Here is a 13,085-nt window from a genome sequence, read left to right as displayed (position 1 = left end):
GGCCATGACGCGACGTTAAGACGAGAGTCCCTTACTGCACGCTCAGCGCCACGAAGCGCAGCTCGCCATCGCCGTTCGACACCAGCAGCAGCACGGACTTCTTGCCGTCCTTCTTGAGCTGGTCGACCCGCTTCTGGATGTCGTCGCCGCTCGCGACAGCTTCCTGTGCGACTTCGACAATGACGTCGCCGGCGGAGAGCCGCTTCTCGGCAGCGTCGGAATTGGCGTCGACATTGGTCACCACCACGCCCTTGACGCTGTCCTTGATCTTATAACGGGTCCGCAGGTCCTTGTTCAGCACGGCGAGATCGAGGCCGAGCGCCTTCTGCGTCACGGGCTTCTCGGGCGGCGGCTCGTCGGTCTTCACCGAGGCCTGCACCTTCTCCGGATCCTGCAGACGGCCGAGCGTAACCTTCTTGGTCTGCTCCTCGCCCTTGCGGATGACGACGACGTCGACCTCCTTGCCGACTGCGGTGTCGGCGACGACACGGGACAGATCCTTCGGATCCTTGACGTCCTTACCGTCGAACTTGACGACGACGTCACCCGGCTCGATGCCGGCAGGCTTGGCCGGGCCCTTGTCGTCCACACCGGCGACCAGCGCGCCGCGCGCCGGCTTGATGTTGAGACTCTCGGCGATCTCGTCGGTGACGGTCTGGATGCGGACACCGAGCCAGCCGCGCCGCAGTTCGCCGAACTGCCGGAGCTGGTCGACGACACCAGCGACCGTCTTCGACGGCACGGCGAAGCCGATGCCGATCGAGCCGCCGGAGGGCGAGATGATCAGCGTGTTGACGCCGATGACGTCGCCTTCGAGGTTGAACAGCGGGCCACCCGAATTGCCGCGATTGATCGCGGCGTCGGTCTGAATGTAGCTGTCATAGGGCCCCGAGGAGATGTCGCGGTTCTTGGCCGAGACGATGCCGGCCGTCACCGTGCCGCCGAGGCTGAAGGGGTTGCCGATCGCGACCACCCAGTCGCCCAAGCGCAATTTGTCGGAGTCGCCAAACTTCACCGAGACGAGCGGCTTCGGCGGCTTGAACTTCAACACGGCGAGATCGGTCTTCTTGTCGACACCGACGAGCTCGGCCTTGATCTTGGTGCCGTCGTTGAGAATGACGTTGATCTCGTCGGCATCGGCGATGACGTGGTTGTTCGTCACGACCACACCCGACGTGTCGATGATGAAGCCGGACCCGAGCGAGTTGGTCTTGTGCGGCAGGCCGCCGCCGTTGTCGCCGCCCTTGCCGCCACCGCCGGGGCCTTTGCGGTTCTTGAAGAAGTCGTCGAAGAATTCCTCGAACGGCGAGCCGGGCGGGAGTTGCGGCATGGTGTTGCTGCCGCCCTTGGCCTCGACCGTCTGCGAGGTCGAGATATTCACGACCGCGTCGATCACCTTCTCGGCGACGTCGGCGATGCCCTCCGGCCCGCGCGCCTGCGCCGGCGAGCCGAACAGGCTGAAAGCACTGAACGCGAGCGCGGCCAGCCCAAATCGCGCATGTTGGCGCAAGCGGGTCGGGACAATGGTGGCAGCGGTCATGGTGGTCTCCAGAGAAAGGAATTCGACGTCAAGACTGCGCTCGAACGGGGGCACGGCGCAAGCACGAGCTTAGCGGGCCTCAAGAGCCGGATAATACGGCGAAAACCCGCCGTTCGCCTTCACTTTGACGTTGGCTCGGCGGCTACATCGGACGTCGCATCACCCAGATCAGGATGAGGCCGGCTACGGCCGAACCGATCCCGACCGCCCGCAGGATATTGTCCGGCGTTGCGATGGCGCTTTTCATGGCCTTGCGCATCCAGTTCGGACTTGCCGCGAACATCAAGCCTTCGAGCACAAACAGGATGCCTAAGCCGATGAGGAAGTCGGCGAACGCAATGGACCTCATCGGATTGGAACCTCCCGTTGTGATGTTATTGTCCGACGAAGGGCGGCCAAACCTGCCGCCCCTGTCTAGCTTACGGTTTTGCCGGCGTTTCGGCCGCTGTCTTGCCGGACGGGTTACCAAAATACCGGAAGAAATCCGAGTCCGGCCGCAGCAAATAGCGGGTATCGCTGGACTTCAGCCCGCTTTCATAGGCTGTCATCGACCGGTAGAAGGCAAAGAAGTCAGCATCCTTGCCATAGGCTTCGGCAAAGAGACGGTTGCGCTCTGCGTCACCCACGCCGCGCGTCTGCTCGGCCTGGGAGTTCGCGTCGGCAATGATCACCGTCACATCGCGGTCGGCCTTGGAGCGGATTTCCTGCGCTTTCTGGCCGCCCTGCGCGCGGAATTCTGCGGCTTCGCGCTGGCGCTCGGACTTCATCCGGTCGTACACCGCCTGGCTGTTCTGCTCCGGCAGATCGGCGCGGCGAATACGGACGTCGACGACCTCGATGCCGTAACCGCCCGCCTCGCGGTCGAGCTGCTCGCGGATGCGTCCCATCAGCTTCTCGCGTTCGTCACGCACCACGGTGATGAAACTGACTTCGCCCAGCACACGGCGCAGCGCCGCATTCAAGAGCGAGGTGAGCTGGAGGTTTGCGGCCTGGATCGAGCCGACACTCTGATAGAAACGCAACGCATCCTTGATGCGATAGCGCGCAAAGGCGTCGACCACGAGTCGCTTCTGATCGGAGGCAATGACCTCCTGCGAGGGGTTCTCCAGGTCGAGGATCCGCTTGTCGATGTTGATCACGGAGTTCCAGGGCGCCTTGAAGTGCAGCCCGGGGTCGGTGACGACGTCCACCGGCGCGCCGAATTGCAGCACGATGGTCTGCTCGGTCTGCTGCACGGTAAACAACGACATGTAGCCGACGATCACGACCAGGAGCGCCGCAAGCAGCGCGACGATGCCTGTAACGGGAGACCTCATCTTGCGCCTCCGCTCGGCAACTGGCCTGCCGTCGTGGGCTTCTTGGTCGACAATTCGCTGAGCGGCAGATAAGGCACGACGCCCTGGCCCGAGGAGCCGCCGTCGTAGATCAGCTTGTCCGAGCCGCCGAGCACGCGCTCCATCGTCTCCAGATAGATCCGTTCACGCGTCACGTCCGGCGCCTTCTTGTATTCCTCGTACACTTTCAGGAAGCGCGCGCTCTGGCCCTTGGCCTCGGCGACCGCCTGCTCCTTGTAGCCCTCGGCCGCCTGCAGGATGCGCGCCGCGTTGCCGCGCGCTTCAGGCACGACCTTGTTGGCATAGGTCTGCGCTTCGTTTTGCAACTGCTCGAGATTGGCACGAGCCGCCTGCACGTCACGGAACGCATCGATCACCTGCGCCGGCGGATCGACCTTCTGCATCTGCACCTGGGTGATCTGGATGCCGGCGCCATAGCCGTCGAGCGTCTTCTGCATCAAATCCTGCACGGTGGTCTCGGTCTGCGTCCGCGCGCCGGTCAGGATCGGCTGGATGTCGGAGCGGCCGATCACCTCGCGCATCGCGCTCTCGGCGACCGCCTTCACGGTGCCCTCGGGGTTCTGGATGTTGAACAGGAAATTGCCGACGCCGTTGGGCTTGATGCGCCAGAGCACGGTGAAGTCGACGTCGACGATGTTCTCGTCGCCGGTCAGCATCAGACTCTCTTCCGGCACGTCACGGATCGAGCGGCCGCGGCGGGCGGGATCGTCGATCAGCGTCATGCCGATGGAAATGGTGGATACGCGCAGCGCCTTCGGCAGCAACACGGTCTCGATCGGATAGGGCAAATGATAATTAAGGCCCGGATCGACGGTGCGGACGTGCTTGCCGAAACGCAGCACGACACCCTGCTCCTCCGACTGCACGCGGAAGAAGCCCGACAGCAGCCAGAGTGCGACGATGATGAGCAGGATCAGCGTGATGCCGATGCCCGAGAAATAGCCACCTGGCATGATCTGCTGGAGCCGGTCCTGGCCGCGCCGCAGAAGGTCCTCCAGATCCGGCGGCCTCGGCCCGACCGGTTGCGGGCCTGAGCCCCACGGTCCTTTCGGACCCGAGCCCCATGGGCCACCGCCCTGATTCTTCCACGGCATTCGACGCTCTCCTCGGCAGACCGGGACTAGAACTTGCCCGGCCGGCATTGTCCGGACCGGCTTTATAGGGGACCGAAAGGACCCTTACAACGCAAGCCTGACCGTCCCACGAGCTATGCTCGGGGGCGGAAAAGTCAATGTAAACATTGGCGAATGGAGTTAATGAGAGGGCCGCCGACGATATGTCACATAGGAGAAGGCGGCACTATCCTGGGGGCCGGCCGGGTGGCGGACGCGCTCTGTTTCCTCCCACTGCGCCTTGTCGACGTCGAAATGCGTGTCGCCGTCCGGCCTCGCATGCACCTCTGTGATCTCGAGGCGGTCGGCACGATCGAGCCACTGCCGGAAGATTTCGGCACCGCCAATCACGGCGATTTCAGCGGCTGAACGCCGCAGGGCATCACCAAGCGCAACTGAAGCAGCGGCCGCAGCCGACGTCACGACGATGGCGCCGGCGGCGCGATAGTCCGCATCGCGCGTGATCACGATGTTGGTGCGGTTCGCAAGCGGCCGACGCCCGGGCAAGGATTCGAAGGTCTTGCGGCCCATGATCACGGGTTTGCCGATGGTGAGCGCCTTGAAGCGCGCCATATCGGATTTCAACCGCCACGGCAGCGCGTTGCCGGCGCCGATGATGCCGTTCTCCGCAATCGCGACGACGAAGACGATCTCCATCAGAGGGCGCTCCCCGCAAGACGCGTGAGCGCTGAACCAGAGACGCGGCACAGCGTCCAGTCATCCAGCATCACGGCGCCAAGCGACCTGTAGAATGCGATCGACGGCCCATTCCAGTCGAGCACCGCCCATTGCAGGCGCGACCAGCCGTTGTCGATGCATTCCTTCGCGAGATAGATCAGCAGCGCCTTGCCGAGGCCCTTGGCGCGATGTGACGGCCGCACATACAAGTCTTCGAGATAGATGCCGTGGCGGCCGCTGAAGGTGGAGAAATTCAGGAACCACACCGCAAAGCCGACCGGCTCGCCGTTCCAGCAGGCAATCGCACAAAACAGCCTGGGATCGCTGCCGAACAAGGCGGCCGCAATGTCAGCCTCGGTCGCCTCGAGTTCATGCGAGAGCTTTTCGTATTCGGCAAGCTCACGGACGAAATCAAGAACGAGCCCGGCTTCGCCAGGGCGCGCGCGGCGGATGCTGAGCGACATCGGCGCTAGACCGCGACTTCCGCCTTGATGTGCGGATGCGGGTCGTAGCCGACGAGTTCGAAATCCTCGTAACGGAAGGAGAAGATGTCCTTCACATCAGGATTGATCCGCATCACCGGCAGCGCGCGCGGCGCGCGGGTGAGCTGGAGCCGCGCCTGCTCCAGATGATTGGAGTAGAGATGGGTGTCGCCGAACGAATGCACGAAGTCGCCGGGCTTCAGGCCCGTGACCTGCGCAACCATCATGGTGAGCAGCGCATAGGAGGCGATGTTGAAGGGCACGCCGAGGAACACGTCGGCCGAACGCTGATAGAGCTGGCACGAGAGCTTGCCGTTGGCGACGTAGAACTGGAACAGGCAGTGACACGGCGGCAGCGCCATCTTGTCGACTTCGGCCGGATTCCAGGCCGAGACGATCAGGCGGCGCGAGTCCGGGTTGCGCTTGATCATGTCGACGACATTGGAGATCTGGTCGATGCTGCGTCCGTCCGGCGCGGGCCAGGAGCGCCATTGATGGCCGTAGACCGGGCCGAGATCGCCATTGGCGTCCGCCCACTCGTCCCAGATGGTGACGCCGTTGTCCTTGAGATACTTGATGTTGGTGTCGCCCTTCAGGAACCACAACAGCTCATGCACGATCGCCTTCAGCGGCAGCCGCTTGGTGGTGAGCATGGGGAAGCCGGCGGACAGATTGAAGCGCATCTGATGGCCGAACACCGACAACGTGCCGGTGCCGGTCCGGTCGGTCTTCTCGGCGCCGTCTGAAAGAATCCGCTCGAGCAGGTCCTGATACTGGTGCATGTGCCAATGAGCCTTTGGGGAGGCGGCGAACTTAACGGCCACCCCCGCGCTGTGACAGCGGCGATTCGCTGGTCGCGCCGATTATACCCCGAAAAGTGAGAGCTCCCGGCGCCAATGACAAGGGGCGGAACTCACCTCTCGCCCCTCGCCTATCGGCTTGATCTAGCTGGTTAAGTCGCTTGTTGCGACGCGCTCAATTCTCGGATTCGGTAAACACCTCGTCGCGCTTGGCACGCAGCATGGGCAGCAACGTCAGCACGAGCAGGAATGTCGCGATCGCGAGCAGCGCGGCGGAGAGCGGTCGGGTCAGGAACACGCTCCAGTCACCACGCGAGATCAGCAGCGCGCGGCGCAGGTTCTCTTCCATCAACGGTCCGAGCACCATGCCGAGCAGCAGCGGCGCCGGTTCGAAATCGTGCTTGATCAGCCAGTAGCCGACGAGACCGAAGACGCCTGCGAGGATGACGTCGACCGGTGCGTTGTTCACCGAATAGATGCCGATCGCGCAGAAGATCACGATCGAGGGAAACATCAGCCGGTAGGGCACACGCAGCAGGCGGACCCAGATGCCGACCAGCGGCAGGTTGATGATGATCAGCATCAGGTTGCCGATCCACATCGAGGCGATCATGCCCCAGACCAGATCAGGCTGCTTCTGCATCACCTGCGGGCCCGGCACGATGCCATGAATTGTCATCGCGCCCACCATCAGCGCCATCACCGCGTTGGGCGGGATGCCGAGCGTCAGCAGCGGGATGAAGGAGGTCTGTGCGGCCGCGTTGTTGGCGCTTTCCGGCGCAGCCACGCCCTCGATCGCACCGCGGCCGAACCGCGATGGGTTCTTGGCAAGCTTCTTCTCGAGCGTGTAGGCCGCGAACGAGGCGATGACGGCGCCGCCGCCCGGAAGAATGCCGAGGATCGAGCCGAGCACGGTGCCGCGCAGGACCGCAGGCGTCGAGTCGATCAGGTCCTTCCTGGTCGGCATCAGGCCGGTGATCTTCTGCTGCACGAGATCGCGGTTCATCTCCGCGCCGGCGTCGAGGTTGCGGATGATCTCGGCAAAGCCGAACACGCCCATTGCCACCGTTGCGAAGCCAAGACCATCGGCGAGCTCTGGAATGTTGAAGGCCATGCGCGAGGCGCCGGTCTCGATGTCCGAGCCGACCATCGACAGCAGAAGGCCGAACACGATCATCGCGATCGCCTTCAGCACCGAGCCCTTGGCGAGCACGACGGCGAAGATCAGGCCAAGCACCATCAGCGAGAAATATTCAGCCGGACCGAACGCGAGCGCGAGCTTGGTCAGCGGCGCACCAAGCACGGCGATGAGCACGGTTGCGACGCAGCCGGCGAAGAACGAGCCGATCGCGGCGATCGCCAGCGCCGGACCGGCGCGGCCCTGCTTGGCCATCTGGTGCCCGTCGATCGCGGTGACCACCGATGTCGCCTCACCCGGGATGTTGACCAGGATCGAGGTGGTCGAGCCGCCATACTGGGCGCCGTAATAGATGCCGGCGAGCATGATCAGTGCACCGACCGGCGGCAGTCCGAAAGTGATCGGCAGCAGCATCGCGACGGTCGCAATGGTGCCGATGCCCGGCAGCACACCGACCAGCGTGCCCACGAGCGCGCCGATCAGGCACATCAGGAGATTGATCGGAGAGAATGCGACGACAAACCCGTGAGCGAGGTTGGCGAAGAGATCCATCACACCCTCACTGGGCCAGGAAACGCGGGAACATCGGCATCGGCAGGCCGAGCACGTAGGGGAAGAGAAGCGCGCAGCCGAGTGTCAGGCAGGCGCCGACGGTGATGGTCTCGATCCAGCGCGTCTCATGCGTGCCCATTGCCGCAATCAGGAAGCTCACGAACGCCGCCACCACGACGCCAAGCGGACGGATCGCGAGGGCGAAGAAGACGATCGAGGCCATCACGAACAGCGGCCCACGCCAGGAATAATGCGCCATCGCAGGTCCATCGGACAACAGCCCCGTCAACGCGATGCCGGCACCAAGCGCGACGAGAAGCCCACCGAACATCCGGGGCGCCGTGCCGGCGCCAAAGGAGAAGCCGCGCATCCCCTGCAAATCGCTGGAGGCCCACAACGCGAACAGCGCGAGCGCCATCAGGACGATCCCGCCCACATAATCCTGTGCCGACCGGATCGTCATGAACAGCGTGAGGATCGCCACCGCGAACAGCGGATAGGAGTAGATCAGAGCCAACAGCACATCCGATGACGCCTTTTTGACGTCGCCGCCGGCCGCGCCGAGCAACGCAGCCGGGGCGCCAGCGACCAGCGCCCCCGCATGTGCAGCCACGACTTGTAGCGGACCGCGGCCGGCAGCCCAGCCGAAGATCGTCCCGAACGACCAGATCAGTTCAAAAATCTGCGGCGCTATGGCCAGCACACAGAATCCGATGGCCACAGATGTGCTTCTTGTGGCCGTTGCCGAGTGGCCCATTGCATCGGCCATGCATGTCTCCTCCGCGACCCGCAAGTCACGAGCACTGTTGTTCTAATCGGCTGGAAATGGATCCCGGCCCCCGGTTCATTGCCTAGCGATTTTCATCACACAATACCAGCAAAACCCAACATGCCTCCCGCGAGCAGAAGCCATAGCGGATTGACGCGCGAGACGGAGGCGATCAATGCAACCGTCGCGGTCAGAAGCGCTGCGGCAATGGTGCGATCAGTCGACTGCGTGAGGATCAGGGCACTCGCTGCCATCAATCCGATCGACAGCGGAACCAGAGCAGCCTGGATCAGCGCGGGCCAGTGCGACTGGCTCGGCCGGTTGAGGAGCCGGCTGACATGGTAGGCAAGCAGCGCCGTCGGCAGGCACATCGCCAGCGTCGCCGCCAGCGCGCCGGGAATGCCGGCAACGGCATAGCCGATCAACGTGACGATAAGGACGTTCGGACCTGGCGAGAGTTGCGCGATCGCATAGGCATCGGCGAACTGCTTGTCGGTCATCCAGTGATGCACCTCGACTGCGATGCGGTGCATCTCGGGCACCGCCGCCGCAGCACCGCCGACCGCGAACAGCGACATGAGTCCAAAGGTGGAGATCAGCGCCCAGATCGGGTTCTCGCTGCTCATGCTGCTACCTTCCGTCGCATCAAATAGGTGGCGCCGATGCTGAGCGGGACCGCGACCAGCAGCACCCCCTGCAGCGGCCAGTGAAGAACGCCGATGGCCGTGAACACGCCGAGCATCAGGACGAGCACGACCACGTCCATCCGCTTGAGCAGCGGCGTCATCATCCGGAAGACCAGGGCGATCAAGAGGCCAACCGCCGCACAGGAAATGCCTGCGAGAACACGACGCAGCGCCTCCACATCGCCGAACCGGGCATAGATGATCGCGAGCACGGTCATGATCAGCGTCGGCGGCAGCAACAGCCCCGTGAAGGCTGCAACGCCGCCGGCGATGCCGCGCAGCCGCGACCCGAACACCATCGATAGATTGACGATGTTGGGCCCGGGCAGGAAATGGCAGAGCGCAAACGTCTCGTTGAACTCCTCCGCGGTCATCCAGCGGTGCTGGTCGACGATGGCATGCCGGGCAAACACCAGGACGCCGCCGAAACCGGCTAGCGACATCCGGGCAAAGGCCAGGAACAGTGCCGCCAGGCCCGGCTGCGCGGCCTGGGTGGTGAGACGGTCCGGCTCTTGGGCCGCCGGCGCTGAATCCGTGGACATGTCAGGAGCTTAGAACGCCTCCCGCAGGGCGGCCAAGAGCAGTCCTGGGATCATCCCGGACCTATCCAAAGGGAACCGCGTCCTCTTCGCTCGAAACCCCTGTTTTTTGAAACCTTTGCCCCCTATATTGGGGGAGCCGGTTCGCCGGCTATGGAAATAAACGGTCGTCGCAATAAACCATTCGGACCCGGGGGCGGTACCCGGCGCCTCCACCAAAGCTCATTGGGCTCCGGCCCGTCCAGTGTGAGCTTCGGCGGGGGCGAAATAGGATCGACGAGGGCGTAAAGGGCGTGCTTTTTCCCGGTATTGTTCCGCCGTTATCGGGCTACTGCAATAGTTGCCAACGACAACTTTGCTCCGGTTGCTCAGGCTGCGTAACGCAGTTTGAAAGACCATCTTAAAGTCCTAACGGGTTAAGCTCCGTTAGGCGGGGTTCGGAGGCACCTGGCAACAGAAGCCTCCACTTACCTCTGATTTCCTTCGCGGCGGGGACTCCTGCCGGCCCGTCAGGCGCGGTACTATTGCCTGGCGAGTCGGGCCTGCAGAGCCCGCCTCCAGGAATGCAACAGGACCACCATGGCGACCGATCATATACGATACGATGTGCTGACACGCGACGCGCTGCGCGGCGTGCTGCGCAAGGTGCTGACTGATGCCGCGGCCCATGGACTGCCGGGCGAGCATCATTTCTTCATCACCTTCGTGTCGAAGGCCGACGGCGTGAAGATCTCGCCGCGGCTGCTGGCGCAATATCCCGAAGAGATGACGATCATCCTCCAGCACCAGTTCTGGGACCTGACCGTGCTCGAGGACCGCTTCGAGGTCGGTCTGTCCTTTGGCGGAATCCCGGAGCGGCTCGTGGTGCCGTTCAGCGCCATCAAGAGCTTCCTTGACCCGTCGGTGAAGTTTGGCGCCGAGTTCGATGTTTCCGATGTCGGCGCGGTCGCGGACGAGACTTTGCCAACCGCTCCTGCCCCGTCCGCCGTCACGGTGCCTGCGCCTGCCGCCGAGCCGACGGCGACCTCCGAAGAGCCGTCGCCGCCGAACCAGGGCGGCGCCGAGGTCGTGCGGCTCGATCGTTTCCGCAAGAAATGATCTAGGTTGGCCGCGAGGCCATCGCGCCCGGCCAAACTCCCTATATAGATGAGCATATCAAGAGGCCGCGCGGCGTTTCGGGCGGCAGAATGGATGTGCTCATGGCCAATGCTGCGAAGACTGCCCGCCCTGTGACCCGCATCGAGACCGACAGTTTTGGTCCGATCGAGGTCCCCGCCGATCGCTATTGGGGGGCGCAGACCGAACGCTCGCGCCAGAATTTCCGCATCGGCATCGATCGCATGCCGATCGCGCTCGTGCATGCGCTCGGCATCGTCAAGCTGGCGGCGGCACAGTCCAATCTCGAGCTCGGCCTGCTCGACAGGCGCCGCGCCAACGCCATCATCCGCGCCGCGCACGAGGTGATCGACGGCAAGCTCGACGATCACTTCCCACTGGTCGTGTGGCAGACCGGATCGGGCACCCAGAGCAACATGAACCTCAACGAGGTCATCGCCAACCGGGCCAACCAACTGCTCGGGGGCGAGCTCGGCACCAAGAAGCCGGTGCATCCCAACGACCACGTCAACATGAGCCAGTCGTCGAACGACTCCTTCCCGACCGCGATGCACATCGCGGCCGCAAGCCGCATCAATGCCGATCTCGTCCCCGCGCTCGGCGAGTTGCACCGCGCGCTGCGCAAGAAGGAGAAGGAGTTCGCGAAGATCGTGAAGATCGGCCGCACCCACACCCAGGATGCGACGCCGCTGACGCTGGGCCAGGAATTTTCAGGCTATGCCGCGCAAGTCGAAAGCGGCATCGCGCGGCTGAAGGTCGCGGTGAAGGATCTCTATCCTCTGGCGCAGGGCGGCACCGCCGTCGGCACCGGCCTCAACTCCAAGCCGCGCTTCGCAAAGCTGTTCGCCAAGCACGTTGCAAAGATAACCAGACTGCCCTTCACCAGTGCCGCCAACAAATTCGAGGCGCTGGCCTCGAACGATGCCTATGTGCTGGCGCACGGCGCCATCAATTCCGTCGCCACGGGCCTGTTCAAGATCGCCAATGACATCCGCCTGCTCGGATCGGGCCCGCGCTCGGGCCTCGGCGAATTGATCCTGCCGGAGAACGAGCCGGGCTCGTCGATCATGCCGGGCAAGGTCAATCCGACGCAATGCGAGGCGATGACCATGGTGTGCTGCCAGGTGTTCGGCAATCACACCGCGATCACGGTCGCCGGCAGCCAGGGCCATTTCGAGCTCAACGTCTACAAGCCCGTGCTCGCCTACAACATGCTGCACTCGATCCGCCTGATGGCCGACGCTGCGCGCTCCTTCACCGAACATTGCGTCAGCGGCATCCGCGCCGATGAAAACCACATCAAGGAGCTGATGGAGCGTTCGTTGATGCTGGTGACCGCACTGGCGCCGAAGATCGGCTACGACAACGCCGCCAAGGTGGCAAAGACTGCGCATGCCAACGGCACCACGCTGAAGGAGGAGGCGCTGCGGCTTGGCTTCGTCTCGGCGGACGAATTCGACCGTCTGGTGCAGCCGGAGAAGATGACGCGTCCGGGATGAATTCCGAATTCCGATAGTCATCCGTAATGATACGGAGCCTCAAGGCTCATAATTATGAGGCTTAAGGCACAGGATTTGATTACCGTCAATGCGGCGACGGAGGCCCGTGCTACGCAAAGCGCCCTGTGCCCTTGACGGGGCGAAATTCATCGTTTGATGGCCGCGAGGCCGATTGACGAGGACCAGCGAATGACGATCAAGTCCTGTGGGGCGCAACGCGGCGCCCTGTTTCTGGAAGTTTCATCCTGCCCGAGGAGGATCGGATGATGGAGACGCGGCATGGGGAACGTCATCAACCTGAATCGTTTCAGGAAGCGCGCCGAGCGGGAAGCGTCGGCGAAGCAGGCGGACGCCAACCGAACGAAGTTCGGCCGCACGAAGGCCGAGCGTTCGTCGGAGGCGAAGCAGGCGGACCAGGCGAAGGCGCATCTGGACCGGCATCGGATCGATCGCGAGGAGCAGCCATGAAGTCGCCCGTCGTGAAACGTTCGATCGTGGTCGCCGGCCACAAGACCAGCGTCAGCCTGGAAGAGGCGTTCTGGAACGGCATGAAGGAGATCTCGGGTCTGCGCAACATGACGCTGTCCGAGCTCGTCGGTGAAATCGACGGCGCCCGCCAGCAGGGCAATCTGTCCTCGGCGATCCGCCTGTTCGTGCTCGACTATTTCAAGAGCCGCGCGATGGCCGCGATCCAGCAGGAAAAGGTCCCGGCCCAGTAGCCCTGCGGCGCATTGCCCACGGCTTCGTGATCTGCACTTTAAAATCGCTCTAAGGTGCAGTTTCCACGGGCGCGCGCGCTTGACCTCGATGCCCTGCGTT

At 63.5% G+C, this 13,085-nt stretch carries 15 protein-coding genes and 1 other RNA gene; 5 read left to right on the top strand and 11 right to left on the bottom strand.

The features are described 5' to 3' along the window. Positions 1-31: 31 nt before the first annotated feature. From ACVWZ4_RS20935 to ACVWZ4_RS20885, 11 genes are all read right to left on the bottom strand, one after another. Positions 32-1,540: a Do family serine endopeptidase gene (locus ACVWZ4_RS20935; RefSeq protein ID WP_456698966.1), complete on the bottom strand. Its 1,509-nt coding sequence runs from the start codon at positions 1,538-1,540 to the stop codon at positions 32-34. Positions 1,541-1,682: 142 nt separating this feature from the next. Next, on the bottom strand, positions 1,683-1,889 hold the full coding sequence (locus ACVWZ4_RS20930; protein ID WP_456698967.1) for a DUF2065 domain-containing protein: 207 nt from the start codon (positions 1,887-1,889) through the stop codon (positions 1,683-1,685). 70 nt (positions 1,890-1,959) lie between these two features. Further along, a complete protein-coding gene (gene hflC / locus ACVWZ4_RS20925) occupies positions 1,960-2,856 on the bottom strand; it encodes a protease modulator HflC (RefSeq protein ID WP_092228362.1) in 897 nt (298 codons plus the stop codon). Beyond that, a complete protein-coding gene (gene hflK / locus ACVWZ4_RS20920) occupies positions 2,853-3,989 on the bottom strand; it encodes an FtsH protease activity modulator HflK (RefSeq protein WP_456698968.1) in 1,137 nt (378 codons plus the stop codon). The genes hflC and hflK overlap by 4 nt, the downstream gene beginning before the upstream one ends. Positions 3,990-4,148: 159 nt before the next feature. Next, entirely contained in the window at positions 4,149-4,664 is a 516-nt protein-coding gene (locus tag ACVWZ4_RS20915; protein WP_456735975.1) for a dihydrofolate reductase, read from the bottom strand. Then, entirely contained in the window at positions 4,664-5,149 is a 486-nt protein-coding gene (locus ACVWZ4_RS20910) for an N-acetyltransferase family protein (protein ID WP_456698970.1), read from the bottom strand. Before ACVWZ4_RS20910 ends, ACVWZ4_RS20915 begins: the two co-directional genes overlap by 1 nt. Before the next feature lie 5 nt (positions 5,150-5,154). Continuing rightward, a complete protein-coding gene (locus tag ACVWZ4_RS20905) occupies positions 5,155-5,949 on the bottom strand; it encodes a thymidylate synthase (protein WP_456698971.1) in 795 nt (264 codons plus the stop codon). A 193-nt stretch (positions 5,950-6,142) separates the two neighbouring features. Next, positions 6,143-7,657: a tripartite tricarboxylate transporter permease gene (locus ACVWZ4_RS20900; RefSeq protein ID WP_456698972.1), complete on the bottom strand. Its 1,515-nt coding sequence runs from the start codon at positions 7,655-7,657 to the stop codon at positions 6,143-6,145. A gap of 7 nt (positions 7,658-7,664) precedes the next feature. Next, positions 7,665-8,426 carry a tripartite tricarboxylate transporter TctB family protein gene (locus tag ACVWZ4_RS20895; RefSeq protein WP_456741077.1) on the bottom strand — a complete coding sequence of 254 codons (762 nt, stop codon included), beginning with the start codon at positions 8,424-8,426 and terminating at the stop codon, positions 7,665-7,667. Positions 8,427-8,521: 95 nt separating this feature from the next. Continuing rightward, on the bottom strand, positions 8,522-9,052 hold the full coding sequence (locus ACVWZ4_RS20890; protein WP_456735978.1) for a chromate transporter: 531 nt from the start codon (positions 9,050-9,052) through the stop codon (positions 8,522-8,524). Next, a complete protein-coding gene (locus tag ACVWZ4_RS20885) occupies positions 9,049-9,654 on the bottom strand; it encodes a chromate transporter (RefSeq protein ID WP_456741076.1) in 606 nt (201 codons plus the stop codon). The genes ACVWZ4_RS20890 and ACVWZ4_RS20885 overlap by 4 nt, the downstream gene beginning before the upstream one ends. A gap of 96 nt (positions 9,655-9,750) precedes the next feature. Here ACVWZ4_RS20885 and ssrA point away from each other — a divergent pair. The 5 genes from ssrA (at position 9,751) to ACVWZ4_RS20860 (ending at position 12,985) form a co-directional block, all read left to right on the top strand. Continuing rightward, positions 9,751-10,119, top strand: a transfer-messenger RNA (tmRNA) gene (ssrA, locus tag ACVWZ4_RS20880). 111 nt (positions 10,120-10,230) lie between these two features. Continuing rightward, positions 10,231-10,749 carry an SspB family protein gene (locus ACVWZ4_RS20875; RefSeq protein WP_456741075.1) on the top strand — a complete coding sequence of 173 codons (519 nt, stop codon included), beginning with the start codon at positions 10,231-10,233 and terminating at the stop codon, positions 10,747-10,749. A gap of 89 nt (positions 10,750-10,838) precedes the next feature. After that, entirely contained in the window at positions 10,839-12,266 is a 1,428-nt protein-coding gene (fumC, locus tag ACVWZ4_RS20870) for a class II fumarate hydratase (RefSeq protein ID WP_456741074.1), read from the top strand. A 279-nt stretch (positions 12,267-12,545) separates the two neighbouring features. Then, positions 12,546-12,734: a DUF4169 family protein gene (locus tag ACVWZ4_RS20865; RefSeq protein ID WP_456698978.1), complete on the top strand. Its 189-nt coding sequence runs from the start codon at positions 12,546-12,548 to the stop codon at positions 12,732-12,734. After that, positions 12,731-12,985 (top strand): ribbon-helix-helix domain-containing protein, encoded by a 255-nt coding sequence (locus ACVWZ4_RS20860; protein ID WP_092228351.1) that lies wholly within the window; start codon positions 12,731-12,733, stop codon positions 12,983-12,985. Before ACVWZ4_RS20865 ends, ACVWZ4_RS20860 begins: the two co-directional genes overlap by 4 nt. The last annotated feature ends 100 nt before the right edge of the window (positions 12,986-13,085 follow it).

It is taken from the genome of Bradyrhizobium sp. USDA 4472 (assembly GCF_054058595.1).
Note: the sequence above shows the minus strand (reverse complement) of the source record. Positions and strands in the feature narration are given on the sequence as shown.